The sequence below is a fragment of the Glutamicibacter sp. FBE19 genome, from assembly GCF_015524875.1.
Lineage (GTDB): Bacteria > Actinomycetota > Actinomycetes > Actinomycetales > Micrococcaceae > Glutamicibacter > Glutamicibacter halophytocola.
Genome location: NZ_JACKQN010000003.1, coordinates 231,408 through 255,942, shown reverse-complemented (window position 1 = coordinate 255,942; position 24,535 = coordinate 231,408). Strand labels below are relative to the sequence as shown.

Here is a 24,535-nt window from a genome sequence, read left to right as displayed (position 1 = left end):
TAGAACACTAAAGTTGCACCGTTTTGATAAACTTTTGAGGATGCACTCATGCATCTCACTCTCAACCCAGTTAGAGCAGGTCGCACATGAAGTTCCTCGTCGTCGGTGATTCTCATACGGAGTATTTCGGTATCACTAACCAACTCCGGACAATCAACAAATCCCTTCGAGGCGTTACGTGCTACAACAAAGTGATTCATGGAGCGACCGTAACGGGAGTGGGGAAACTGACTTCCACATTGAATGTTGGGTCGGATATCCCGAAGTGGATAGGCAACGCAAAGCCCGATTTCTTGGTGCTCAATCTTGGCCAGGTGGATATCGAACTTGGTGTGCCGTTTCGCCAGTACGTCCAAGGCGACACCCGCCCTGTTGGAGAGCTCATTGATTACTTCGTAGCTTCCTACCTCAGCTACATTGAAACCCTTGAAATGCCAGCGTCGCGGATCATCATCAAGGGTATAAATCTCCCAACTCTTTGCTATGACCGCGATAAAGCGATCAAGTACATCACCCGGATCGTTACAGAACGATTTACAGACAGCACCGAAGATGCTCTGAAACGCGACGATGTGGTGGCGAAGCTGAAGAACACTTACGCATCGGACATCTTCCGTACTCAATTGGCAGGTAAGTTCAATGACACCCTGCGGTTGGCGTGCGATGAACTCGGGTACGGGTACTTCGATATCAATAGCCATCTGTCAGGTGATGACGATGGGATGATTTCGCCGCGCTTCGTGCCAACCGGGTTTGACCATCACATCATTGATTCTTTGGAAGTCCGCGACCTGCACTGGCGTGAACTCTTGAATGTGGCAACCGACCGGCTCTGGGGCTAGGTCAGAACCCCAGACTGAAAACAGTCTGGGGTTCTTTGCTATGCAGCTTGATCGTAGTAACCGCTGCCAATCAGCCATGGGGCAATCAAGTTGTTAACGATTGCTGTTGCTGCTGCGTCCGTGTAGTGGGTGTCGTCTACCATCACTGACGGTGGCGGGCAGTCGTTAGCCATGTTCGCCAAGTCTGCTGATGTTGGGGTGATGCCCAGATCGTAGATCGCCTGATGCACAAGGTACCCGCGCAAGTCGATGAACTGGCCAGGGTAAAGCTCTGCCAAGAGGCGGTTGATTTCCACGACAGCTTCGTAGCCAGCCGAACCGCGTGGTTCGGTAGTCCTGTTGATGGTCCCCAGCAAGAAGAATAGCTTCTTCAGGGGAAGCAGGCTTTCTACAATTCGACGGGTGTTGGCTACTACGTGAGCTGGGATGGAACCTTCAATGCCTTCAGCGCCGAGTGTCACGTCGTTGCGTCCGGCAAGGATGCCGACCATGTGCAGCAGTGTGGTGGCTGTCCACGTCGGGTCCAACTTCAGTTTCGTGCTCACGGTTACTGCGGTGCCTGCGTCATCTCGAACGAACGAGAACCCTGCGGAGGTCTTGTTGATACGACCAGGAATCCCGGCAAGCCTGCCAGTGTAGTAGGTATCGGAAGTCATGACTTCAAGTGTTTGCGCTGTCGTCACGGTCACCGCTCCCGATGCTGGAATGACTCCACCTGCGACAGTCCACATTATCTCATTGGCCCCAAGACGCAACGCCAGACCGTCAGTGGTCTCGCCGTTCCAACCCCGGGAGTAGCAATAAACACCGGGCAGCGCGGCGGTGAGTGACGGCACGAGATTATGTGATGCCACAAGCGAGTCGCCAATCATGCCGAGATTGGTTCGCAGGGAGACAGCTGGTGCAGCAGAGATGGTCCACTCACTCCATTCAGGGATGGCGGCACCGGTGTTTTTGCCGGTTCGCTGCCATGTGATGTTTTGTTCGCGCCAGGTAAGGCGTTGAACCACAGTATAGGGAGTGTTACCGACAATTTCTAACGTAGCTTTACCAGAAGGGAACGTGGAAGGTAGCCCGATTGCCCCGCCAGTCGCGTCAACATCCCAAACCCCAAAATCAATCGGCTTGAACATTGCATTGAGATCGCGCCCGTTAGCTGACCCGTTTGCTCCCAAGTTGGAACGCCATGCGCTCCACACCTTAGGTGTCGTATTCGGGTCAATACATGTTCGCTGCCAAGTTGTGTTCGCTTCTCGACCGGTAAGAAACTGGACCGTATTGAACTGATCGTTGCCCGAGACGTAGAAGCTTCCACGATTATTGAAGTTCGCCGGCAGAGGCGTTGCGCCACCGGTTGATGTGATGTTGTGCCACCCGAACCAGGCAAGCCCTACGAGGTTGTCGAGGTTCATCCCGTCAACGCTTCCCCGAATACGTGGAGTCGCGTTATCCCGGCCAGTGAGAGCAGTTTGAACGCTTCCCGCTACCTGTTCAAGCAATTTCTGAAGGGTCTCAGAGTTAGACAGATCAGCGATCTTGCTATCCAGCTTCGGAAATGGGATATTGTCGGGGCTGGTGAAAAGATAGGTCAAGCTGTACCCCTTAGTGGATTCTGGTTGAAGTCGGCATAGGTTGAAATGGAGTCCCATGCCGCTAGGAAGTTCGAGTAAGTCGCTGAGTTGCCCCATGCGTTCACGAACTGTTGATAGGTGGTGTAAGTGGTGGTTGCGCTGATAACGCGAACCGTCAGCGACTGCTCATAACCGCTACTGCCTCCGCTGTTGCTGATGCCGACGATCAAGCACCGAAGTTCAACACCCATGAAGTTCGGCGATGAAACAGTGATTACGTCTCCCAATTGGCGGCGCGGATCATACCCAACACGCATTTCCTTGATTGTTGGTTGCGGGTTAGTGACCTGCGTAGCAACGAACGACGACAGCGCATCAATAGCGGTCGTATCCGTTCCGCCGCTGCTCAGCCAAGGCCCGCAGTCCAGTTCGAGGACTGGCCCGCGAGTTCCAGCCACAGTTGGTGTTCGCAGTGCTTCGTCCCAGCGCACTACGGCGTAGGCGGTGAGTCGTGGCATTTGCTTGCCCCACCAGTACGGCCATAGTGCTGTCGTGCCAACGAAGTTCTCGGAGACGGTGCGAAGCTCTACTTGGTTTCCTGCTGGCAGTGTTCCGGCCACGTGCTTTACGACGAAACGGTTTGCTGCTTCTTGGGTGACCGTGACTGTTAGTGCTGGTGGGACTGTTTGGGTAGCCCAAGATTCCGTTGCCCCATCGGTGAGTACGCCAGCGGTCACGGATGTTGCACCCTTGTTGATGTTCGTGATTCCGCCCGTGCCCAGGACTTCGAACCCTGCATCTGGCATGATCCAGTCTTCGTCTGCCCCTGGCTCGATGACGACCTCTTGCGATTCGCCTGATTGAAGCACTACCGATTCATTTTGCGACCATGCCTCAACTGAGGGTGTGGTGCGCGAGTTCACGGTAGGTTTCAGATACTTGGTTCGGATCTCCGACCTGACAGACAGGAGGTTCCGCTCCCATGACAGTTCTCGAATATCATCGAGGGTCGTCACGGTCTGGACAGAGAACTTCGTGTACAAGGTGTCTGATCCTGTGATAACAGCTTTCCCATACTCGTCAATCCACAGCGGGCGCAGAGTCGCCGCACCGATATCTTCGAGGATTTCTCGGGCTGGCACGCCGGGCACTGCGGGCAGCACAAGGTTGCCTGTGTGCATTTGCCCGGTCGCAATGTACGCCGATGGCACAAAGCTCAGTGATGTGAATTCCTTGCCGGTGTCCGTAGGGTGGGATACCTGCATGCCCGCGCATCGGGCATTCACGCCGCCAGCGGTGACGATCTGTGTGACGTTTCCGGTGGCCCCGGTTGGTGCGCTCACGGTCTGAGTTGCACCTGCAGAGGTCTTGATCGTGACCGTACCGTTCTTGTAGAGAACGGTTGCGATGGCGTTTCCAGTGCAGGCCACGGTCGCAACGACTGTCCCGTTGACCAGTGCTTGTGCTGAGTTCACGGACGATAGTTGCAACGCAACGGATTTAGCGGATGAACCGTATTCAACCCGGACAATCCCGAAATCCGCGTGGGCATCAGTGCGCATCAACGTGATCTGCACAGGAGTGGTAGATGGCCGCGCTACAGATGGCGTGTAGTTTGCCGTCCAGTCGCCAATTGCCGAACCCCAGATCGAACCATAAGCAGGTGGTGCAGAAGCCGTGTCAGAACGCTTAGTGCCCGAGACCAGTGTCCCGCGCAGTGGCCACGTAGAGCCCTGCATCGGAACATCTAGAACGCAATCCCACTCGGGTGCCGGTGTGGAATGGAAACCCGCCGTACGTAGCGCGGTGTTCTGCGTGAACCTCGATGACATGCCGCAGCGTCGCCATGCTCCACCTTCAGTTAGCGGGGGCATTCCAGTCATCAACGCGGGGATATCAACAACTGCGGAGAGCTTGTCGATGTTGTCGATAATTCGAGATTCAATCCCGCCACCGATGTCGCCGCTAGTAGTGTCGATGACCCCAGTGAACTGCTTCCACTCGGTGGAGCGGTCGCCTGCATAGATCTCGACCTTGTCGCCATCCATGGGTATCCACCCTGTCGATGGGTTCCAAGGGTTGAGCGCGCCTGATTCAACGTCCTTTGATGCCCATCGAATCGTGCCCGTGGCTTGAGAGATACCGGCACCACCAACAACTTGCTCAGGTAGATCGTTGGTTACGTCCCGGTCAACAGACCAGGACAAAACGTCGCGCTGAACGCCATTCACAAGGACGCGTGACTTTAGAGCGAGTACATCCGTGTTTGACACTAGCCGGCGAATGGACGAAGAACTATGAGACGTTCCAGACCATTCGAAGTTATATAGTGGCGTGCCAGCAGTTGACCCGTCAAAATATGGTGCGGATACAGATCCCTCTTGAATCAGGACCGAATCGACATAGGTTACGAAATTAGGGTCTGTAGAACTGCCTGCGCAGCCTACAGCGATAACAGAACCAGTCGCCCCGGAAGGAACCGTAAACGTATGCGATAGGCGATGCTCACCCGCAACGTTGGGAGCTTGAGGCCCAAAGTCCATAGTGAACGACGAACCATTCAGCGAGTAAAAAAACAGTATTCGACGCTGTCGCGAATTACTCGCATCGCTGGCTGTAGTGTGAGCTGACGGAATCCGTATGTACGCGGTGACAGTGTAAGTCTTCCCAGCAACAATCCCGGAAGGGTGAACTGAGGCGCTGCTTACAAGCCGGATATCACCCAAACCGCCGCCACTGGTTGTGGATAGCTTTGCTGATGACCCGCCATGCTTCGACCATTCCGATGAACGGATCAAAGTAGCCCCGTTTGGAGCCCACCCTGAAGTGTCGATTTCAAAACTAGGATTTAGGCAAAGGTTCGTCGCGTCAACTGCGCCTTGATTTAGAACGCCAGCCTGCAATTAGCCCACCTCCGTAACGGTAAAACTCAAGCTCGAATACACGGAACCCAGAGTTGCGAGAGTCAGATCCTTGGATGCCGCGTGAACCACAGCGCTTACGCACCCTTCACCTACACCCCAAGGCTGGACAGTGCTAGTCCACGTCAATGCTGGACGTGTCGCTCCAACCGACGAGGTGACACCCACGCGAGCGCCAACGGCCCCTGTGGGCACGGTCGCAGTAATCACCGCTCGGGTGTATGACAAGGCCGTGCCAGTAGATACCGGGCCAGTGACGGTCAGGAAGTTCCCGTTAGCGTCATAGAAGTAGATGCGCGCCGATGCGCCCAAACCCTTCACCCACGCCGAACCTGTAATGACCTGCCCGGGTGTTACCGGGGACATCTGGTAATTGAAGTTCACCGAACCCGTGCCGTCTGAAGCCCAAGATGCTGAAGCCCACGAACCGTCATCCAACTGCACGGGCCCGCCTGGATAGATATTCGTAGCGCCCGGAAATGGGTCTTGGCACAGGGAATCTGCTGGGGTGAGCATGTTGACTAGCGGCGCGTCAGCGGAAACGAAAACGAACGGCCCGGCACCCCATGCACCCTGAATGAACGCAAGCAGTTTTGCATGGTCTGCTGGTGTGCTCGCTTCAGACAGCGAGCCTTGCCAGACGCGACGACCAACGGGACGCGCTTGCGCTTTGACCCGCCCCTCCAACGTTGTTTCGGTGGAGTACCGTTCTTCAAAGCTGACCTGCTGGGATGCAGGGCATTTGATCCCGACCATGCGCCCTAGGGTTCCTAGATAAATCATTGGACCGCCTAGTTCTTATTCGATTCTGGAAAATTGACTTTTCCAACACGAAGATCGACACCTTTTTGATATTCGAGGTAGCGGTTGTATTCCACGTACCCCACCTGAGGAACGTAGATGTAGTGGGTCTGCTTCGTACCACCACCAGTCCCCTCAATTCGGACAATCATGCGGGTGCTATTGACAGGGGCAGATAGTGCGTTGCTCATGGGACTCCTTAGAAACAGAAGTGGCCCACCCCGTAGAGTGGACCACTTCCATGTTTATCGGCGATTACCGTATTGCTGATTGACTTGCTGCATCGTTCCGTAGAACTGGCGACCGTCGATGTTCACGATTGGTTGCCAGCCAGCCATGCCAGCCTGGACGGCTAAGGCAATAGCCTCCGGTGAAACGCTGGCAGGCGCAGCCTGTGCTTGCGCATACCGTGACACCTCGACCGAGGATGGAACAGTGTACGCTAGCGCTGGCTGGTAGGCTGACGCGACGTCGTCGCCCAGTGAGGCGTACGTGTTGATCAGTTGCTGACGTTTGCTCTCAGCGCCGACAATCACGCCGTCAACGGAATCAACGCCGCCGATTGCCATGGTCTTGGATGGCGAGTGCATGTCCAAGGACTTACGGAATGCTTTCTCTGCGCTCTTGCCGAGCTTGTAGAAAGCATCCTCAACATCCTCGGTCTTGCCTTCCAAGCCACGAACCAGACCCTCCGCAGCGTCAATTCCACCCCGCTCCATGGATCGGGTGACTTCAACACCAGCTTGTCCGGACCAGTAATCCATGGACTTGTATGCATTGTTGAGCTGGTCGCGTTCCTTGCCAGTAGCCCCAAGCAACGCGTTGCCAACCTGCGTTCCCTCAGTAGTGCCAAGGTCAGCGATTTCCTGAATGATCGCGTCGTTGTAGCCCTTTTTGCGGAGCTTCCCGAGCATCACACCGAAGCGCTTGATCTGAGCGGCCTTGCCCTGAGCTGACTTCACGAACGAACTAGCGGCCAGTGGCCCCTTCTGCTCGCCCGAAAGCAGATTGGAAAGAACACCACCTAGCGAGTATTCGCCACGAAGGCCGGAAGCTACCGACTTGCTGACTTCTAGCAGTCGGTCACGGGCCTCGGTTGCTTTTTCCAGCTTGGTTTTCAGCGACTCAGAACGCTTCTCCAACGACAGCAGTTGCGACTCCACGCCGTACGCAGTTGCGCGCAGGCTGGATCGCTTGCCACGGGACAAGTCCTTGTTATTTGACTGCTCAAACAACCGGTCAACAACACTCATGCCAGAGCCTGAAGTGAGGCTGTCTGTGATCTCGCCACGCTTCAAATCACGACGCAAATCGAAACGAGCCTCGGACAGGCGACCCTGACGTTCGCGTTCTTCCTTGCGGGCCTCAGCTGCTTTTTTCTGGGCTTCCTTAGCCGACTTCTCCGCAGCTTTCGCGGAAGCCTTCGCCGCGGCCAACTCCTTCTTCGCAGCATCCAGATCATCCTTCAGATCCAGCTTGCGATTCCGGTTAGCCTTCGAGCTTGACATGCGCGAATACTGACGTTGCAACCGGTCGACCTTCGACTGTGCAGCGCCTACACGTCCGCCAGAAGCAAATCCTGGAAGCTGGATAGTCGCGCCACCGTTGATCGCTTGCAACAACGGAAGGTTCTCGCGTGTGGCCTTCTCATTGACAACCATCTCGCCGGAACGCAAACCAAACGGCTTACCATTGACCATTGCAAGAACGTTGTCGCCCTGTGAATTCAACGGGATCTGCCCCGGCACAAGACCGCCACCAGCCGCACCATTGATCAAACGACCAACGAGGCCACCGGTGTAACCGCCAGTAGTCAGGCCTCCACGGCCACCACGGCCGGTCGAAGTCTGAGAACCGCTAACCACCACACGTGTATGAATGGTCGAGTACCGGTCACGAGCAGCTGCATCCAAAGCAGCAATTGCGCCGCCAACGATAGGGTTCGCGGTAATCGTCGCAACTCGTGCAGCTGCGGCTGCATCCAAAGCGCTCTCAGTCGCACCAGTGTTAGTAGCCTGGGCCTTGATCAGGGCTTCGCGGTACTTGTTCGCTACCGCATCAGCCTTCTTGCCAGTTACCGCGGCAGTCCCGTTGTCGGTGACTTCGATCCGACCGTCAGGCAAGGTGGTGACCTTGTAGCCCATCTCTTCAAGAGCAGCGATAACTTGCGGGCTGTTCTCATCGATCTGGATTCTGCCGTCAGGGGTTGCCTGGACGAGCTCGTGAATCTCAATGAGCTTGGCCCCGATATCATCCGTGTTCGAATCAAAATTGATGTACACGGCACCAGGAATCAGGTTCAGCGAATCAGCCAAAGCCGCGGCCTTTTCACTGCTCATGCCCATTGCTTCTGCGTTGGTTATGAACGCTTCGCGGCCGGTGGAGATGGTTTCCCCTAGTTCTCCTGCGGTGGCTCCTGCTTCCCTTTGCGCTTCCATGGCGGCCAGGGTTGACGAAGCGATACCGTCAAGCGCCGCCTGATTGGCGCGGCCCTTTTCGGTGGTGATGTCGAGAGTCCGGCCGTTCTCTTCTATCGAAGCAGTAGCGGCATCAAATGATTCCTGCATTCCCCGGAGTGCTTCGCGCTCGTTGAGCACGACCATTCCGGCATTGACCATTGCCTGATAGAAGTCGTCAACAGCCTTGGCGGCATCCTCTGCAGAGACTGCAGTGTCACCGAGTGCACCGTCGACACCAGACAAACCTTCAGCAGCACCTGGTGCCGCGGTTTGGATGCGGCCCAGTGCGAGGTCAACCAACCCGAGCTCATTGTTCGGGTCAATCTGGATACCGTTCTCGGTAGCCAGATTCGTGAGAGCTGACTTCAATTCAGGAGTGCTGTTGATCAAAGTCGCGACGTTGGAATCGGTGAGCTCAAGTTCCGATTGCAGGCCCTTGAGCGCATCAATACCGAGTTCTGATTCGCCCATGTCGAACGCACGGGCAATGCCACGCATGGCCTCTTGGAGCTGCAGGGCATCTTCGGTGGCGCCACGCACGTCACCAAACGAAAGGTTCTTCGAGAACCAGCCCGTTAGTCCTGTCAGGCCGTCTGTATTTGCCAGTTGCTCAATCGCTCGCTTGGCATTCCCAGACTCAACGGTGAGAGTGTCGTAGTACTCTTTAGCGGCTTCGCCTGAGTCCTTGAAGATGGATCCTGACCATCCGTCGCTTTCGCCGAGGTTCAGTACGTCCTTGACGTTACCGCCGGTGGCGATCAAGTTGAAGTATGCTTCAACATCTGGCTTGCCGGAGCGCACAGCATCGTTTATGCCCTCGATGACCGTCTTGCCGATGAGGAACCCAGCACCCACGGCCGTAACCGCACCCAATGATTTGCCTAGCAGCCCAACGGCCTTTGTGGCTCTTGGTGTGTCGATGCCGAGTGCTTGCATCTTCGGGATGGTGTCGCCCAGGGCGCTGACAAGCTTCATCATTCCGCCGGTTGCCAGCAATCCGACTCCGCCTACCCCGCCAAGTACCGTGAGTGCAGTCTTCACCGGGTCAGGCAGATCAGCGAAACCACCAGCAAGATCAGCAACAACTCCGGCGATACCGGACACTGCTGGGAGGATCACGGCGCCAGCGTCGATGGCTGCGTCCTTGATGTTATTCCATGCGATCTTGACCTTGGACTCCGCGGTCTCGTACCGCTTGTTGGCTTCTTCAACGAGGGCCGTGTTGTTAGCCCAGGCTTCTGCACCCAAGTTCAACGAATCTGTGAGCAGGTCGCCGGAGTTGGCGAGGGCGAGCATGACCTGAGTTTCCTCGGTGCCCTTGATGCCCAGGTCTTTCAGGGTCTGGGTGACGTTTCCGCCGGCTTCGTTCACACCGTAGATGCCCTTGGAAACCATGTCCAAGGCTTCGACTGGGGCTTCACGGAACTTCGTTGCGAACTCGTCTGCTGAGACACCAGCGATTTCAGCGAACGAAGCGAGGCTGTCTCCGCCTTCGTCAACTGCCGATCGCATCTTCAGCAGGACACGTGTGGTGACACCGCCGCCAAGTTCGGCCCGAACGCCCATGGAAGCGAGCGTGTTGGAGAGTGCGAGCACGTCTGCCTCGGATGCGCCCAGAGTTGCTCCGGCACCAGCAATACGCTGGGCCATCGACAGGATGTCGGATTCGGTGCTTGCACCGTCGTTGCCCAACGCGACCAGAGCTGAACCGAATCGTTCGACGCCTTTGGATCCTTCGCGTTCCATGGTGCCCATGACGTTACTGATCTGGGCAATGTTGGTTGCCGCGTCTTCTGCTGTGAGGTTGGTGGACTCCCCCAGGTCGATCATGGTTTTTGTGAAGCCGGAGACGTCCTTGCGTGCTACGCCGAGCTGGCCGGCAGCTTCAGCGACGGCTGCGATTTCGGTGTGCGTGGACGGGAGGGTGCGTGCGAGATTGCGGAGCTCACCCTCAAGCTGTGCCATTTGCTGTGGGGATCCGTCGACGGTTTTGGTTACGCCAGCCCAAGCTGACTCCCAATCCATCGCAGCTTTAGTCGATAGAGCTAATGCACCGACTATGGCTGCTCCACTGGCAACCATGCCCGTAGAGACTTGGTTCCACGCTTTATCGTGAGTTTGGGCGGTTTGCGCGAGACGTCCGATTGCTGATTCCGACTGCTTACCGGCGGCTTCGGTCTGTTCGGCGGTTTTCTTGGCGGCATTGGCGGCGGCGGCCATGTCGCGTTTGAAAGCGCCAATTTCAGCCCGGATCCGGACTACGACATCACGCTCAGCCACAATGGGACCGCCTATTCAATTAGAGTTTTCGGGCATAAGAAAACCCGCTAGCACCCCTCTGTTTAGGGTGCTAACGGGCTAACTTGTGGGCCGTTACTTTATTGCGTGGGAGTTTCCTCATCCACGACTTGATGATTCGAAGCCAGAATGTACGAGGCGGTCGTCGCTGCGGATATTTGCTTCAGATAGCCGGTCATTGCAACTAATAATCCGATTGGGACCAGGCCGAGTAACACGGCTGAGCCGGACGCAATCAAGATTACAAGTCCGCCTATCAGCCCGATTCCGGCAAGAACCATGCCGGTGACCTGGAATGCGGAACCCTCATTTTGTACATACTGAATGGAAGGTGTTTTGTGAATTTTGAGTGACATGAAAAAACCATAACACCCAGCACAAAAATTATTGATCGGCTTTATTAAACCGTGACTATTCCGCATCCCACACCGGGTAGAAAAGTTGTCCCGGGTATTGGTTGTTTTTGTTGTCGTTGAGCGCGGCTTCTCTGGCTTCGCACGCGTGGCAGATCGTTTCTTTCCACTCGACGCGACCGTCATTGTCATCACCGAAACCTACCGATGATGGGACACCGCAGGAGTGGATGCTGTCTTCGTACTGCTGCAGGGCCAACGCCAGCACACGATCTTGCTCTAGCCATCGGCCAGTATCTTCACGGAAGCCAAGCAACACGGTGACAGGGATCCTCCACGACCGGGCTGTTTTAGCCCAGGTTACGAGGTGCCCCCATCGCCGTGTTGCCATGGCCGCTACGATTTTGGGACGGTGACCTCCGGGGTCTCGTTGTTCGCCTTGTACGCGGCATCAGCGAGCAGACCTATCTGGGATTCGCCAAGCTTCTCGTACAGGGTGCGAGTCTGATCCAGGGTGAGTTGCTTCCATCCGTCGCCGACCTTGATCTTGGTTGCGTCGGCAATCATGCGGAGCGTGGTCTCGTGGTTGATGACCTTGTCGCTGAACTCTTTGACGCCGATGCGAACGTAGGCGTTGATGTCTGCAGGGACGGTGATTTCCATGCGCTTGCAGGTCTTCTTCGCTTCTGCGCGTCCCAGTGCAGCGGCTTCGTCGATCTTGTCGGAGGATTCCTTCAGGACAGTCTCGCGGATCGCGTCGGTTTCCTGCTTGGTAAGGGCAGTGACACGGAAGACTCGCTTGGACTCGTCGATGCGGGCCCATAAGTCGTTGATCTGCGCGTCGAGTTCTGCGTTGGGGTTTTCTTCCCCGCCAAGCGGCTTGTCCATGTCGGACACTTCTGGGGTGGCAACGCGTTGCGATTCGAGTGCTTCAACTTCAGCAATGAGATCCATGCGTGCGTAGAGGTTGACATTATGGGTGTTGCGTTCGCCGGTGGCGAGCCACGAGTCGAGGTCTAGCTCAGCGGTTGGTTCAATGTTTTCAGACACGGTTGACTCCTAAAGGATGGGGGTGACTCCGCGATGGGTTTAGAGTCCGGGCTGGTGTGGGAGTCAAGCACTCCAGCCCGGACTGGCTAATTGGTTAGACGGTTGCGGAGACTACGGCACGTTCGTCGACGTTGTCCTGCACGGAGAAGTTCATCTTGAACTTCTCGTAACCGGCATCAGCAGGAGACATGATCTGCGGTGTTCCAGTGATGACCTCGTATACCTGCACCTCATCGCCTGCGGTGAAAGGGTGCTCATGAGCCTTGGTGCCATCCGGATGCTGACCGATCCGGGACACGATGTAGCCATGGATGCCCTTATCGCTAAAGGTTGCCCATGGAATGTCGTCCACGGTTTCCTTCCAACGGTAGAAGTCCATGGACGCTTCGTAGTTGGTGCGCCCGGGTACAGTCGAGTTGGACGACGCGCACAAGGCTGGATCGTTGATTGCGTCATCGCCGGTGGAGCCGAGCTGGTAGTTGGCTGCGGTGACGTTGCATGACAGCACGATCGCGCCCACGCCTGTCAATTCGCTGACCTTTGGCGCGTGATAGTCGGCGAGGTCTGTGACGAATACGCTGTGGCGGTTTGCGTCAGTGAGCATCTTTACGGCCATGTTCGATTACTTCCCTTCTTGCTTGGATGGAACTTCTCGCAGGTGCGGGAAGATTTTCAGGTGTGTTTCTGGTACCGGCGCGTCGTACTTTCGGCCGGTTCGGCTGTCGAAGACGTAGACCTTTTTTCGGGGGTCTAATCTTTTTGGTTCAGTTACGGTGTTGGCCGGCGCGGTGGCTGGCTCAGTGACCTGTTTGGGGGTTGCCACGGTGGGCCTCCTTTAGTTGGTGTTGAGCCGCCAAGAAAGCGGCAGGTAAAACCGGGCTGGGGTGACCTGGTTGTCTATGAGTGGCGTTGCGACCCGGAACGCGTCAGCGTCGGGTTTGAGCCAGTGGTTCCCTATTCGGGTATTGGTGAGTGCCTGTGCGACGTATTGGGCACACGTTCGCGAGTGTGCGGGTGTGGGACCGACGCAGTTGGTTTGTGGTGCCCAGTCGTGCACGGTGGTGTCTGCCAGTCCGGTGAGGTCACGTTCTTGGGGTAAGTCCGCTGTAATTCCGGAGAGAAGAAGCACGTAAGGGAGGATGTACCCTGCGCCGTCAGTTGGGAGCTTCTCGGGCACGTACCCGTCGTAAATACGGCCACCCAAAGCCGGTATCGCTTTCAGGGTGGCCATGAGCTCAGCATTCAGTTGTGTCGCGTCCATTTACCCACCTATGGCTTTTGCTGCGAGTTGCGCCATGGCCTGCTCGAAGGCCGGCATGTGTTTGTCCGCTGCCGGCCCCATGAATGGTTGGGCTGCCATGCGTGACGTGCCGAGTTCGACGTAGGTGGCGTAGTTTGCTGATGCGCGTACTTCAGCGGATGGAGAGTCCTGGGAGACACCCCGCAGGTCGCTTGCCTTGACGCTGGATCGAAGGTTCCCGGTATCCACAGGTGAAAGGGTTTTCGCGGTAGCTTCGATATCCTTCGCGGTTTTCTTCACCGCGACTTTCGCGAGTTGGCCCGCGATCTTAGGCACGGTTCCGAGATCCGCCGCTAGAGACCGCAGTTCTGATGCGTCAAAACTCATGTGTACCGCCTACGGATTTTGTTGGGTTTGGTTTTCCCATGCGATGTAGTCGTGGGTCCAAAGTTCGGATCCGGTCATGCGTTGCTTGAGCGTGTATTCGGTGCCGTTGCTGGTGACGATGTCGCCTCGCTCCCCCACGTGAAGCTGGGGTAGCGGGTTTTCGGCAAGGTACGGAAGCTGGATTAGGTACTGGCGTGACTCTGTGGGCTGCTCGGTAGGTAGCGCCGTAGATTCCCGTTTCAGTTCCTGGATGCGAGTCTTGCCCGCCCAGATTCGTTCGCGGCCGGTCCAGTCTTCCGGGAGTGGGAATGGTGCGGGCCCATCGGCCACGCGGTCGATGATGCAGTCAGCGGTCATGCCTCCTGCTGCGACGGGTCGGTGATGTTCCGACCAGCCAGGCGGGATGATTTTTGCGTTAGGTAGTGGCATTGGTTACCACCGGTACTCTTCGCCCTCGGCGCCGCAGGATCCGCCGAAAGGGATGATCTGGAAGAACGAGTCAGCTTTCGCGTCTTCGTCGTCAGCTTTGTCGCGCAATGCTGCGGCTTGTTTGCGGAGTTCGGCGGCAACTGCTGGGCCGTCGGTGCTGAGGTCTTGGGTGCGGATCTTCTTTGACACGAGAACTTCGCTGGTTGCGATAGCGTCGAGTGCGTCAGCGGCAGCCCTGTATACGCCTTGCTTGTACCCGGTGTCCCAGTCGTTCAGTTCCAGATACGTTGTGATCTGGTCGTCTGTGAAGATCGGGTTTTCGGTGTCAAGGTCTGCGATGAGGGCGCGGACTTGGCCCACCTGTTTTTGCTGATCGGCAGGTTCCATGTTGCCCCCTCAAAAAAGTGTTTGGGTACAGCTGAGGGGCACCACCGTGGTGATGCCCCTCAAAGCTGCGAGTGAAGCTAAGCGCCCTTGGACGCGTAAACGCCCAGGCCGTTCAGGGTCGCGCCACCGGTGACCAGTCGGCCGCGGTAGTCGATGGTGTCGTCCTTGTACGAACCGTCTTCCAGACCGATTGCGCCGCCGCCGACACGCTCGCCCTGATCACGGCGGACACGGATGTCGAGGGTTTCCTCGCCAGCCATGGTGACCTTTGCGACCGACGCGTACTTCGATTCCTTTGCAGGAAGGATGTACCAGGCGGTGTCGCCGTTGGTGCCGTTCAGCTCTGCAGCGGTTTCCGACGCGATGACGTTGAACTTGCCCTTGAGCGGGTTCTTCTGGGCGACGGAGCCGACGACGATCTTGTCTTCGTTGACGAACTCCTCCGCTTCCATTGCCAGCGCGGTTGGCACGATCAGGTTCAGAGGCTTTCCGCCGAGGCGGATCAGCTTCTTGTCCTTGGTCTTGCGGGCGACTACCTGCTTGTAGGCGGCGACCAGTGCGTCGTGGGACAGCGCGGTCGATGGGATGGTGCCCTGAGCAGCGAAGAACGATGCTACTGGGCCACCGTCAGCGATGAACTGCTTGAATACCTGTTCGTCTTCGGTCTGGCGTGCAGCCGAGCCGAGACGGCCCGGGAAGTCGAGCAGCTGGTGGAACTGGTTGTTCTTCCGCATCTCCCAGGTCAGACCGAAGGTGTTGCCGTACTTGAGCACGGAGAACTCGAAAGCGTCTTCGCCGATGGAGCGGCCCTTGTACTCCTCGCCTTCCTTCACCTGGTCGAAGGCTTCACGGCCGCCGAACAGGTCGATGTCCTTGGCAGGACGGAAGTCGTTCACGCGGCGTACCGGTGCGATGGCCTGCCACTCTGGGACAGTTGCCTCGTAGGTGTCGCGTGCGCTGATCTGGAAGCCTGCGCCCAGCAACTGTGGGAAGTCCGAGGTGGACATTGCTTCCTTCATGCGGGCGAAGGCAAACGGGTCAGTGCCGTCTACGCCTGCCTTGAAGAGTCGTACCGCTTCGAGGATGCGGTTCTTCAGGTGTGGCGCGGTGCGGAATGCTTCCTGCGCCAGCATCTCTTGGATGTTGATGTTCACGGTGTCTCCTTACGCGCCGACGGCGGTCTGAGTGGTGTAGCCGATTGGGGCTACTTCTACGGGGCCTGCGGCGGCGGCCTTGGCACCGAGTGCGATGCCGAAAAGGTAGTTGCCAGTGGCGGTCACGTTCAACGCACCTGCACTGGTGATGTAGACGGGTGCGCCTTCGGTGGTGGCGCCGGTAACCTGCAGGTCCCAGGAGCCGTCCAGCCAGATGGTGACGCGTTCGCCGGCGGCTGCGTCGATGAGTGCTACACCGCAGATGGAGCCGACGCGTACCGGGGAGCCGGAAGTCACTGCGTAGGGTGCAGTGACGGTGATTTGAAGTGCGTTCTCGTAACGCTGGTTCTTAGCCACGGTTACAGTCCCTTCAGTTCGTTGGCGATGTCAGCGTCCGAGGACTCGGTAACATCGGTGGACTTGGTTTCGCCTACGCCGCGGACTTGGCCGAGGCCGTTTTCCTTGGCGAGCTGGGCGAGGTAGGTTTCCTCGGCTTCGCGGGCCTTGTTCACGGTTTCGGTGAGTGCATCGGTGTCGAGCTGCAGTGCCTCGGTCAGTGGCAGGTCGGATTCGTGCACCGATGCGGTGACGATGCGAGCCACAACGCTCTCGGAAAGTTCCGAGTTGGCGCCGGTGACGATGGTCTTGGCGAACTCCTGTGCACGGTTGAACGCGCGGGCCTTCGCCAGGTTCTCGTTCAGTTCGGCGATGGTGTTGTCCTTGTCGGCTTCGCGGGCTTTGATTGCCTGCAACTGGCCGTGGGACTCTTCGAGCAACTGCAGTCGCTCTTCGGCAATTTCTGCCATGGTGGTCTCCTTGTTAGGGATTTGGTTGGCCTCGGCCAGTTTTGGCGAGGATTCTTGCCCCGCAGGTGCGGGAAGCTTGTTCGTTGTGGTTGGTGCGGTGAGTTGGATCGACTCTGCCGTGGTGGTTGTGCCGACGGGGTCGTATTCGGTTCGGCGCAGTACGGCTTCTGGTTCACCGTTGAGGGTGACGTTCACACCGTCGCGGGTGTACGACTGCCGGAAACTTGTACGCTCCTTGCGGAAGTAGGCGTAGGTGTCGTCGTAGTTTTCAAGCCACGCCCACACGTCGTTTTCACGGTCAGCGTGCGCCTGCTGCACTGCGTGGCTGATGTAGACCTCGATGTCATCCGCGGTGACCTCGTTGGCGATGATGGATCGTGATTCGATGACCCGTGCGGCTTCCAAGATTTCGGATACCTGACCGCCACGACCTGCTACGGTTACCGCGTCAACCCTGTTGAAAGGGCTGGGGATAAGACGCTCAACGATGCGACCTTCCTTGGTGTCGCGCACTGCAGCGGAAGCGCTGATTGATGCGCCGATGAACTCGTGGGTTTCCTCCACGAAATCGCGCCAAGCGGACAAGACCCGGGTCTCAGCTACCAGATCACCATTGGCGTCAACGTACGCATCTTCCAAGGTCACCCAGATCAGGTTGCGCAAATCACCTTCAGGGCGGTCGGCGCGTTCCATTTCGGTGTCATGGTTGACCATGCCCATGGTTCCGCGGGGGAATGCTTTCTCCTCGGCTGCTTTAGCGAGGACTTCCTCGCTGTAGTAGCCGGAAGAACCCTGCCCGGGAGTAATGAGAGTGAGCAGGATTTTCCCCGGCCCACGGGACGCGACCTTAGCCGCCTCCGTAATCTGTGTTGGCACAGCGGCCTCCTACAATTGAAAAATGGATAGTTCCTTCAATCGGTTTCCCGACAATTTCGCACTGCCCCTTGGCAGGCTCGTCTTAGCATTCGGCGAGCTAGAAAACCTCGCAGCGGAACACATACTCGTTCACTCCCGCCACCAGTTGCTTCCCAACGGTGGCTGGTCGCGGAGCGGTCAACAACTCGATGAGGCCCTGAGACCATGTGATGACTCCGACGCCTTCCAGCGCCTATGCGACGAGATCCATGAGCTTTGGACCTGGCGTAATCTGTTCATCCATGGCGATTGGGTGTTCCGCACAGATGGGACCGCCGCTTTGTCACTACGTCGACATCGAAAGTTAGACAAGCAAATTGGTCGTGCCGAATTTGATATATGGCCACTTATCACCCCAGCCAGAATCGACGAATTGCTCGAAGACGCGTTGGGTCTCGCTTCGTCGCTGCAGACCTTTACGGTTCAGTTGATGGCGAGAATCAATGAGCCAGGATGATTCGAACGACTTACCGGGCGAACCAGGAGCGTGCCCTGAGCATTCGTGGATGCCCAGGCAGGCGTACCTTCGGCTGACCGGGGCTTCGCTCTTGTTGGTCTGCCGTTGGTGCGGCGCGTTGGATTACAAACCGTCGGAGAGCGACGGGACCTAGTCGGCGATGGTGAGTAGCGTTTTGACTGGGGTGACAACTTGGGAGTCCCGCCATCCGTCGCTCTTGCGCAGTGTTGACAGGTCGTCCCACTGGATCTTGCCGTCATTCAGCAGTTGCAGCCGAGTTGGGCCCATGACGGCGAGTTGTGAATCGTCGGTGAGGCTGTCGAACCATTTACGCGCGTCAGGGAAATCGTCCTTTGGTTCCTCGATGTCGAAGCCGAGCTCTTTCCATGACTTCGTTTTGTCTACGCGGGCGCATCGTCCGTTCTGGTGGTCAATGGGGCCGAACTCATCCACGGGGTGAAGCGTGCCGTGCTTGGCAAGGCAAGATGGGCATGTGCGCCGATCAAGCGTGCATTGCCACAGCCACCCAGTCAGCAGATCAGTATTCGCCCCTGCAGCGGCCTGAGACCCACGCCGATGCGCGTCCAGCATCTCCGTGCGAGCTATCGTCATCGCCCGGGCAAGCCCACCGTTGAAGTTCCCCTCGACGCTCTTCAGAATCTTCCGCCCCACAGTCCGCGGATTATCCCCAACGACAATGCCACGGATGAGCTCGTTCTTCATCTGCCGCACAACCCACGGCGCGAGCGGCTTCGTTGCCGAATGAATCCGCTCAGTAGAACGGGTGACAATAGCGGTGAGTGCTTCCGGCGCCGGCGCATTCAAGTTGATCGCGACACCTGTTTGCGGGGCCGGGAGTTGAGAGTTGACGATGGCTTGGTGTGCTGTGGCAGCGTCCATGACTGCGGTGAGCAGGTCGTTGGTGATCGTGCCGTCCACGAACGGGATCAGTTCGTCCAGGGTTGCTTCTACTTGTTGCATTGCTGCGATGAGCTTCGCGTTACGGGCGACGACTGCGCGGGGCACGTTGTCCCCCGCTGCGACGAGTTCGGCGATGGCTTCGGCGAACAGCGGGGAGATGGTGTCCCATGCTTCCACCCAGGCCTGCACGAGTGCGACGGCATGCTTGTCGGTGAGCTGGCGCAGTTGTTTGCGTACGTCGGCGGCGAGCCGGAGCGTTTCCTTCGTGACTGCCACCGATCAACACCGCCTACTCTGAAGTTCCGTAGTTGGATTCCAGCTTGTTGATGGCCTCCGATGATGCCGTGGCTGATCTACGCTGTCCTGACGCGTAGATCCCACGGAGAGTTTCCCCGAGCCGTTGAGCGTAACTTTCATCGAGGGCCAACTGTTTGGATTTCCTGCGCAATCCACGACGGGCAGACTGTTTAGCCCACCCGCCGCGCTCGCCTTTAGGCATCGTCTTCACTGTTCAGCGGGTCGCCACTGAGTTGACCGTTCCGGTACAGGTTCACTGCGCGCTGCCCGAACTCACGTTCCGGATCAATGAAGTTCCCTTCATCGTCCTTGACTGAGTCGATGATCTCGTCCACATCACGAATGCCGAGAGCCCGCAAGGCCTGTTCCAGGAGGACCAGTGGTGGGATAACACCGAGCTCGTTCGCCTTGCTGATCGCTTCCATGAGCGTCTCAATCGGGATCTCGTTCAGATCAGGCCAAACAATATCCAGTGTCCGATCATCGCCACCACGTAACGTGACAACCATCCGGTCATCCTCACGCGCCACGGTGCCCTTCAACGGGCCGCGGGGTGCAATGACAGCTTGGTCGATGACGTAGCCGAGCACTGCCCGGTACATTTCCGACCACAGCTTCTGCCGTAGCTCGAACTCCAACCGGGTTGGCTGGTTCAGAGTTTCAGCGACAGCACGTGCACCAGTCTGCCCGGGATCCGCGGATAGGGTGGTGACTGGCAGGCCCATGCCTGCTGCGAGGATGGAGAGCAGCGGTCGGCCTGACTCTGAGTCGATGGTGGCGCCACTCTTCGGCATCGCTTCAAGCTTCTGGCTACCATTCATCTCAGCGGTCGACCCTGCAGGCGCATTCGCCAAGTTCGCTAGGCTGTTGCGCGACTGCTGAGACGCTGGAGTCTTCGTATCCTTTGAAGCAACGAAAGCGATCTTCGACAAGGCCTTGATCAGCAACGCCCAGTCTTCCAAGAATTCTTTGTAAGCCCGCGCCCACGGCAAGGATGCGTACGCGTCGCCGATGCCGAACTTCCAGCCGTCCAGGCCGTTGTCGTGCAGATGGTAGACCGGGGAATCCCAGTTGACCGGCAGGGTCTCTTCGTCGATCTTCACGGACCGGGAACGGATCTGCGGCCGGTAACGAATATCCGGGTACAGCTCAGCCTTTTCGACGGTGTCTTCAGTCCACTTACGCAAGTAGTAATGCGTGGTGCCTCGGTCGCCTGCCTTGCTGATCTTGTCCGCGATCTCATCAAACGGGAGCGTGCGTGCTTGCACACGGCCATTCATCGGATCAGTGAACAAGGTGATGAACACGTTGCCGTCAGTGCCGAGCGCGTTCTCCAACCGGATCCGCGCCTGCGAGCCAGTCAGGTTGGAACGGTTCGAATCGTCATCCAAGAACGCCTGTACAACCGCGTTCACGTCCTGCGTGCTTTCCTTGCCGTCAGCACGGGCAGTAATGCCCACATCCTGACCATGCACATAAGCGGCCCGGACGTTCAAGCCACGCTTGATCAGCGGGTTGGCGATGAACATGATGCGCGACAACTCAGCAGCTTTGCGCAAGCCCTCCCGGGAGAACTGGGCGTGGGCATCCATGGCCAGCTTTTCCCAGCCACGATCTTCCAACGCTAACTGCAGCTGCCCGAACGACTCTTTCAGCCGTTCGGCCTTGTACTGGATGTCAGCGCGGGCCGCACGCATCTCTGCGGTTTCACGGCCTAGGATGCGGTCCAAAATATTCGCCATACCGCCTCCTAGTTAGTACGGGCTGATCGCCCATCCTTGGTTTTCGTAGTCGTCGTAGATATCGGGTTGAACCACATGCGGCGCATCTTCCAGCTTGTGCAACAGCAGGTAGTTGATCGCCTGGGACAGTGCATCAACCGTGTCGTCGTGCTTTGACGGGAAGTTCACCAGTTCCTCGCGCAGTTCCTCCACGTTCGGGAGTAGTTCCGCGGTTGGGAGGATAATGTCCTTCGAGAACGCCAACGGCGACACAGCCGAAGCACGCGCAGACTTAGAACCTTGAGGTTCTACCGGGATCAACCCGTTGATCTGTTGCTGCAGCGCGTTGATAACAGCCGGCCCGTTCGCCTTGTTCTCAATGAGCGTCGCTAAAGCTTGAGGCCACTTCGCGCGCAAAGCAAGGATCGCTGCGCATGTGTCATTGAAGTTCATGCGCCGGCGAACCTGATCAAGCAAGAACGCTTGGTGATTAACTCGCAACCAGACCTGCAACGCCACGTAGTCGGAGTTCTTGGAATCTGAGAACGTAAGATCACCAGAAATGATGAGCTCGTGGTCAGTACGTTCCATGCCGGGCACCCAGCATGATCCGTCGTCTTTCGTGATCCACAGTGGCTCTTCGTAGGTTGCCCATTCTCTGGGGAAGATTCCGCCTTCGTCTGGGGTTGGCTTCTGCTGATACAGGGCGGCCCATGAGCGTGGCCCGGTGTCGCGTTTACGGCGTTCCCACTGGGCTTCGGTCATGCCTCGGGTGGTTTCCATCCACTCGCCAGGCTCACGGCCTAGAGGGTCGGTTTCACCAAGTTCGGGGCGGTGGTCGGCTTGTGCGGGGATGCTGACTACTCGCCAGTCCTCACCGCCGTTCTCCTTTTTCAGGGCTTTACCGGCGAGGTCATCTACTGACCAGCGTGTCTGAATCAAGATCACTGGTGCGCCTGGGGCGAGGCGGGTCATTGCGACTTCACGCCACCAGTCCCAGTTACGTTCCTGGTAGCGTTCCGAGTCAGCATCTTCACGGCCTTTGACCGGATCATCTACGATCATCAGTTCGGACGGGCGGCCAGTAAGAGACGCGCCAACACCGGCAGTAAACACTCCACCCTCGTGGCCTTCGAGGATCCACTCGGATTGGGATGCAACGTCGTTGCGGATCTTCAACCCGAGTTCGTCACCGTGTTCTTGGATGTCGTCACGGATGGTGCGGCCCCAGCGTCGCGCGGTGTCACTGTTGTAGGAACAGATCGTGATGCGCGTGTCTGGCTTTTGCATGAGCGCCCACGTTGCGTACCGGCGTACGGCACGCTGAGACTTGCCCATCTGGGGACTCATAGCGATCATGAGTCGCGCGTCAGGAGTGTTCCACGCCCAGACCAGCGCTTCGTCGATAACGTCCATGGCTTTGGTCTGCTGGGTGCGGGGGTCTAGCGCCTTTGCCAGCTCCCCTGGGGTATCCCATTTGGCTTTTGGCGGGTCGAAGTGTCGGGCCGCGAATTCGAATGCATCCAATGGCCCTCCGTTCTATGCCGCCTTTCGATCAGCGTCGTTGTGCGTGAATAGCTTGTTGCGCAACTCGATGGCTGCGGTTTCGGCTTCTTCGAGGCTGTCGTAGTATCCGCCGTTGTATTCCACGTAGTTGTGTTTCACGCGTACACGCCAGGGCTTTCCGCCCTTGGTGTTCTTGTGCACGCCTCGCACTCCGGTTGAGCTGTTCGCATTGACGTGGGTCAGGTTTTCCATGTTCTGCTTGCGTGTTGTTACGCGCAGGTGGCTGATTTCGCAACAGACTCGATTTCCGCAGACATGGTCGATGTCCGCGCCTTCTGGGATAGGTCCGTTAGCTTGTTCGTAGATCCACCGGTGTGGCCGAACGACTCGTTCGCCGTCCCACATTGCCCCGTACCCGGTTTCTTTGACGGCGCCGGCCCATAGTAGGCATTCGCCCTGGCGGACGGTGCGTGCGTTGAAGGATTCTGTCGGTGTTTTGTATGCGATACGATTAGTCATGTGTTCGTCCTTCCCGACGAATACGAATGCCCCGAGCTGTTAGCGCAGCGTCGGGGCAATAACTTTATTGGGGCGTAGTTAGGAGTGAATTCTTGACGTTCGTGCGAACTTTGAAAAAGCCGTATGTGATTCACCGACAAATGCATGTTGGTGAAATGTTGGACGAATTGGCACGGCGCGGACAGCTCTCTTGGCGTTGGGCGTACCGAGACAGCAAGGCTGAGTACTGGGTGACGTTGCCAGGACAAAGAGAAAAGCTCTTAGGCACCCGTGCAGCTGAAGAACTCGCGCTAGAGATGGCTACCGAACTTCGTATCGTCTGGATCCCAGTACCTCACTACGGGGGCAAGGAGAATTGGGAAAAGACTCTCGCTCGCATGCAAAAGATGGAAGATGGCGTTGTTCCGAAACCATGGGAGATCTAGTTACTGCTAAGAAGAACATCTACTCAGACGATGCCTGACATAGAATTACCGAATGGATTTCTATGTTTATAACCTCGACAGTGAGCATTCTGAAAATGTCTACACGTCGACCGCCGGCCAATACAGTGCGCTCGCGCCCGGAAAACGACCTGCCCGAGTTCATATGCGAGACGAGGACGGCGGTGAGTTCATTCTTCAGGTTGGGCAGCGGGTCAAAACTCTGAAAGAGAACGTGGCTAGGCCTAATCGTCGAGTTTGGGCAGAGCTGGATTCAACGATTGTTGTGACGATTATTCCTGTTGCGACAATTACTTCTGAACCCGCTTTTAATGTATTGACCACCGCTACAAAGGATCCCACTGTCCGTATGAGCCGCGACTGGGAGCCTGAGTTTAGGATTCATCCTGAGCAGGTTATTCAGTCGTGGAACTTCGAAGATCTGGAAGACGAAGATTCTTCTATGCCTGCGTAGGTTTGTTGGTGGCGGTGTCAGTTGGTGGTTTTCCGGATGCTGTGACCGTGTGGGAGTGTTTCCCATACAAAGCGGTTCCTTGTTCCGTGGATCCTTGTGCGTTGTCAGATCTACCGCCACCGGGCTTGTGATGGGGTGGCTGTTGGATGGGCGTGCAACCTACCTTGTTCAGCCACCCCGTAGCGACGGTACGGGTGTCCAGTCTGTATCGTCGCTGAGCTCTCCGTCGAGGGGTCGAACCTCGGCTACCAGATCCAAAATCTGGGGTGCTGCCATTACACCAACAGAGACTAAGAGGTTATTCCGGGAGTCGAACCCGGTAAGCATGGCTTTGCAGGCCAGCACCTTGCCGTTCGGTCAAATATCCTTGCAAACCCCGCCCGGGACGCGCCTTTACGGGAACTCCCCGGGTCGAGGGTAAGGGATGCGAGTAGGCTGCCCCAGAGGCCTACTTCCTACCCGCAATCCGTGGCAACGTGAGTACTCGAAACTCAGTCTCCCGCTTATGAGACGGGCGCTCTACCTTTGAGCTACAGTGCCGCAGTGTGCCCGTGCTGTTGAGTCAGACTCTCAGGCACGAGCACACGCAAGGCGGCTACCCTTT

The 24,535-nt window shown here is 57.2% G+C and carries 25 protein-coding genes and 3 tRNA genes; 4 read left to right on the top strand and 24 right to left on the bottom strand.

Annotated features, from left to right (window positions below):
• The first annotated feature begins 86 nt into the window (after positions 1-86).
• Positions 87-842, top strand: coding sequence for a hypothetical protein (locus H6F58_RS07115; protein WP_195181471.1), 756 nt, complete (start codon positions 87-89; stop codon positions 840-842).
• Between the two features lie 38 nt (positions 843-880).
• Here the strand turns inward: H6F58_RS07115 and H6F58_RS07110 are convergent, their stop codons facing one another.
• The 17 genes from H6F58_RS07110 to H6F58_RS07030 form a co-directional block, all read right to left on the bottom strand.
• On the bottom strand, positions 881-2,434 hold the full coding sequence (locus H6F58_RS07110) for a hypothetical protein (protein ID WP_195181470.1): 1,554 nt from the start codon (positions 2,432-2,434) through the stop codon (positions 881-883).
• Positions 2,431-4,461, bottom strand: coding sequence for a hypothetical protein (locus H6F58_RS07105; protein ID WP_195181469.1), 2,031 nt, complete (start codon positions 4,459-4,461; stop codon positions 2,431-2,433). The genes H6F58_RS07110 and H6F58_RS07105 overlap by 4 nt, the downstream gene beginning before the upstream one ends.
• Before the next feature lie 855 nt (positions 4,462-5,316).
• The gene (locus H6F58_RS07100) at positions 5,317-6,090 is read right to left on the bottom strand and encodes a hypothetical protein (protein ID WP_195181468.1); all 774 of its coding nucleotides are present in this window, start codon (positions 6,088-6,090) and stop codon (positions 5,317-5,319) included.
• Positions 6,091-6,125: 35 nt separating this feature from the next.
• Positions 6,126-6,326 carry a hypothetical protein gene (locus H6F58_RS07095; RefSeq protein ID WP_195181467.1) on the bottom strand — a complete coding sequence of 67 codons (201 nt, stop codon included), beginning with the start codon at positions 6,324-6,326 and terminating at the stop codon, positions 6,126-6,128.
• A 54-nt stretch (positions 6,327-6,380) separates the two neighbouring features.
• Complete coding sequence (locus H6F58_RS07090) at positions 6,381-10,874, bottom strand: phage tail tape measure protein (RefSeq protein ID WP_195181466.1); 4,494 nt, start codon at positions 10,872-10,874, stop codon at positions 6,381-6,383.
• A 98-nt stretch (positions 10,875-10,972) separates the two neighbouring features.
• Positions 10,973-11,248, bottom strand: coding sequence for a hypothetical protein (locus H6F58_RS07085; protein WP_195181465.1), 276 nt, complete (start codon positions 11,246-11,248; stop codon positions 10,973-10,975).
• Between the two features lie 55 nt (positions 11,249-11,303).
• The gene (locus H6F58_RS07080; RefSeq protein WP_195181464.1) at positions 11,304-11,564 is read right to left on the bottom strand and encodes a hypothetical protein; all 261 of its coding nucleotides are present in this window, start codon (positions 11,562-11,564) and stop codon (positions 11,304-11,306) included.
• Positions 11,565-11,641: 77 nt separating this feature from the next.
• On the bottom strand, positions 11,642-12,295 hold the full coding sequence (locus H6F58_RS07075) for a hypothetical protein (protein ID WP_195181463.1): 654 nt from the start codon (positions 12,293-12,295) through the stop codon (positions 11,642-11,644).
• A gap of 94 nt (positions 12,296-12,389) precedes the next feature.
• Entirely contained in the window at positions 12,390-12,911 is a 522-nt protein-coding gene (locus H6F58_RS07070; protein WP_195181462.1) for a hypothetical protein, read from the bottom strand.
• A 6-nt stretch (positions 12,912-12,917) separates the two neighbouring features.
• The gene (locus H6F58_RS07065; protein ID WP_195181461.1) at positions 12,918-13,118 is read right to left on the bottom strand and encodes a hypothetical protein; all 201 of its coding nucleotides are present in this window, start codon (positions 13,116-13,118) and stop codon (positions 12,918-12,920) included.
• A 12-nt stretch (positions 13,119-13,130) separates the two neighbouring features.
• Positions 13,131-13,556 carry a hypothetical protein gene (locus H6F58_RS07060; protein ID WP_195181460.1) on the bottom strand — a complete coding sequence of 142 codons (426 nt, stop codon included), beginning with the start codon at positions 13,554-13,556 and terminating at the stop codon, positions 13,131-13,133.
• Positions 13,557-13,922: an HK97-gp10 family putative phage morphogenesis protein gene (locus tag H6F58_RS07055; protein WP_195181459.1), complete on the bottom strand. Its 366-nt coding sequence runs from the start codon at positions 13,920-13,922 to the stop codon at positions 13,557-13,559. It abuts the gene before it with no gap.
• A 9-nt stretch (positions 13,923-13,931) separates the two neighbouring features.
• The gene (locus H6F58_RS07050; RefSeq protein WP_280521028.1) at positions 13,932-14,351 is read right to left on the bottom strand and encodes a DUF6093 family protein; all 420 of its coding nucleotides are present in this window, start codon (positions 14,349-14,351) and stop codon (positions 13,932-13,934) included.
• Between the two features lie 3 nt (positions 14,352-14,354).
• On the bottom strand, positions 14,355-14,738 hold the full coding sequence (locus H6F58_RS07045) for a hypothetical protein (protein ID WP_195181457.1): 384 nt from the start codon (positions 14,736-14,738) through the stop codon (positions 14,355-14,357).
• Positions 14,739-14,815: 77 nt separating this feature from the next.
• Positions 14,816-15,892 carry a hypothetical protein gene (locus H6F58_RS07040; RefSeq protein WP_195181456.1) on the bottom strand — a complete coding sequence of 359 codons (1,077 nt, stop codon included), beginning with the start codon at positions 15,890-15,892 and terminating at the stop codon, positions 14,816-14,818.
• A gap of 9 nt (positions 15,893-15,901) precedes the next feature.
• A complete protein-coding gene (locus H6F58_RS07035) occupies positions 15,902-16,249 on the bottom strand; it encodes a DUF2190 family protein (protein ID WP_195181455.1) in 348 nt (115 codons plus the stop codon).
• A gap of 2 nt (positions 16,250-16,251) precedes the next feature.
• Positions 16,252-17,574 carry a hypothetical protein gene (locus tag H6F58_RS07030; protein WP_195181454.1) on the bottom strand — a complete coding sequence of 441 codons (1,323 nt, stop codon included), beginning with the start codon at positions 17,572-17,574 and terminating at the stop codon, positions 16,252-16,254.
• A gap of 22 nt (positions 17,575-17,596) precedes the next feature.
• Between H6F58_RS07030 and H6F58_RS07025 the strand changes: the two genes are divergently transcribed.
• Positions 17,597-18,070: a hypothetical protein gene (locus tag H6F58_RS07025; RefSeq protein WP_195181453.1), complete on the top strand. Its 474-nt coding sequence runs from the start codon at positions 17,597-17,599 to the stop codon at positions 18,068-18,070.
• 150 nt (positions 18,071-18,220) lie between these two features.
• Here the strand turns inward: H6F58_RS07025 and H6F58_RS07020 are convergent, their stop codons facing one another.
• The 4 genes from H6F58_RS07020 to H6F58_RS07005 all read right to left on the bottom strand — a co-directional run bounded on the left by H6F58_RS07020 (position 18,221) and on the right by H6F58_RS07005 (position 23,034).
• Positions 18,221-19,267 (bottom strand): phage minor head protein, encoded by a 1,047-nt coding sequence (locus H6F58_RS07020; protein WP_195181452.1) that lies wholly within the window; start codon positions 19,265-19,267, stop codon positions 18,221-18,223.
• Between the two features lie 215 nt (positions 19,268-19,482).
• Complete coding sequence (locus H6F58_RS07015; protein ID WP_195181451.1) at positions 19,483-21,030, bottom strand: hypothetical protein; 1,548 nt, start codon at positions 21,028-21,030, stop codon at positions 19,483-19,485.
• A gap of 12 nt (positions 21,031-21,042) precedes the next feature.
• A complete protein-coding gene (terL, locus tag H6F58_RS07010) occupies positions 21,043-22,536 on the bottom strand; it encodes a phage terminase large subunit (RefSeq protein WP_195181450.1) in 1,494 nt (497 codons plus the stop codon).
• Between the two features lie 12 nt (positions 22,537-22,548).
• Positions 22,549-23,034, bottom strand: a complete 486-nt coding sequence (locus tag H6F58_RS07005; protein WP_195181449.1) for an HNH endonuclease — start codon at positions 23,032-23,034, stop codon at positions 22,549-22,551.
• A gap of 155 nt (positions 23,035-23,189) precedes the next feature.
• Here H6F58_RS07005 and H6F58_RS07000 point away from each other — a divergent pair, with 155 nt between their 5' ends.
• Positions 23,190-23,459: a hypothetical protein gene (locus H6F58_RS07000; protein WP_206693524.1), complete on the top strand. Its 270-nt coding sequence runs from the start codon at positions 23,190-23,192 to the stop codon at positions 23,457-23,459.
• Positions 23,460-23,511: 52 nt separating this feature from the next.
• On the top strand, positions 23,512-23,931 hold the full coding sequence (locus tag H6F58_RS06995) for a hypothetical protein (RefSeq protein ID WP_195181447.1): 420 nt from the start codon (positions 23,512-23,514) through the stop codon (positions 23,929-23,931).
• A gap of 219 nt (positions 23,932-24,150) precedes the next feature.
• Here the strand turns inward: H6F58_RS06995 and H6F58_RS06990 are convergent.
• From H6F58_RS06990 to H6F58_RS06980, 3 genes are all read right to left on the bottom strand, one after another.
• A tRNA-Gln gene (locus tag H6F58_RS06990) sits at positions 24,151-24,221 on the bottom strand.
• A gap of 4 nt (positions 24,222-24,225) precedes the next feature.
• A tRNA-Cys gene (locus H6F58_RS06985) sits at positions 24,226-24,299 on the bottom strand.
• A 101-nt stretch (positions 24,300-24,400) separates the two neighbouring features.
• Positions 24,401-24,471, bottom strand: a tRNA-Met gene (locus H6F58_RS06980).
• Positions 24,472-24,535: the final 64 nt, after the last annotated feature.

Bases quoted from the DNA above. Each gene is read 5' to 3' on its own strand.
- H6F58_RS07060 (WP_195181460.1), bottom strand. From the start codon at position 13,556: ATGGACGCGACACAACTGAATGCTGAGCTCATGGCCACCCTGAAAGCG.
- H6F58_RS07100 (WP_195181468.1), bottom strand. From the start codon at position 6,090: ATGGTCGGGATCAAATGCCCTGCATCCCAGCAGGTCAGCTTTGAAGAA.
- H6F58_RS07000 (WP_206693524.1), top strand. From the start codon at position 23,190: ATGTTGGACGAATTGGCACGGCGCGGACAGCTCTCTTGGCGTTGGGCG.
- H6F58_RS07095 (WP_195181467.1), bottom strand. From the start codon at position 6,326: ATGAGCAACGCACTATCTGCCCCTGTCAATAGCACCCGCATGATTGTC.
- H6F58_RS07085 (WP_195181465.1), bottom strand. From the start codon at position 11,248: ATGTCACTCAAAATTCACAAAACACCTTCCATTCAGTATGTACAAAAT.
- H6F58_RS07025 (WP_195181453.1), top strand. From the start codon at position 17,597: ATGGATAGTTCCTTCAATCGGTTTCCCGACAATTTCGCACTGCCCCTT.
- H6F58_RS07015 (WP_195181451.1), bottom strand. From the start codon at position 21,030: ATGGCGAATATTTTGGACCGCATCCTAGGCCGTGAAACCGCAGAGATG.
- H6F58_RS07005 (WP_195181449.1), bottom strand. From the start codon at position 23,034: ATGACTAATCGTATCGCATACAAAACACCGACAGAATCCTTCAACGCA.
- H6F58_RS07115 (WP_195181471.1), top strand. From the start codon at position 87: ATGAAGTTCCTCGTCGTCGGTGATTCTCATACGGAGTATTTCGGTATC.
- H6F58_RS07050 (WP_280521028.1), bottom strand. From the start codon at position 14,351: ATGCCACTACCTAACGCAAAAATCATCCCGCCTGGCTGGTCGGAACAT.
- H6F58_RS07105 (WP_195181469.1), bottom strand. From the start codon at position 4,461: ATGGATGGCGACAAGGTCGAGATCTATGCAGGCGACCGCTCCACCGAG.
- H6F58_RS07055 (WP_195181459.1), bottom strand. From the start codon at position 13,922: ATGAGTTTTGACGCATCAGAACTGCGGTCTCTAGCGGCGGATCTCGGA.
- H6F58_RS07045 (WP_195181457.1), bottom strand. From the start codon at position 14,738: ATGGAACCTGCCGATCAGCAAAAACAGGTGGGCCAAGTCCGCGCCCTC.
- H6F58_RS06995 (WP_195181447.1), top strand. From the start codon at position 23,512: ATGGATTTCTATGTTTATAACCTCGACAGTGAGCATTCTGAAAATGTC.
- H6F58_RS07070 (WP_195181462.1), bottom strand. From the start codon at position 12,911: ATGGCCGTAAAGATGCTCACTGACGCAAACCGCCACAGCGTATTCGTC.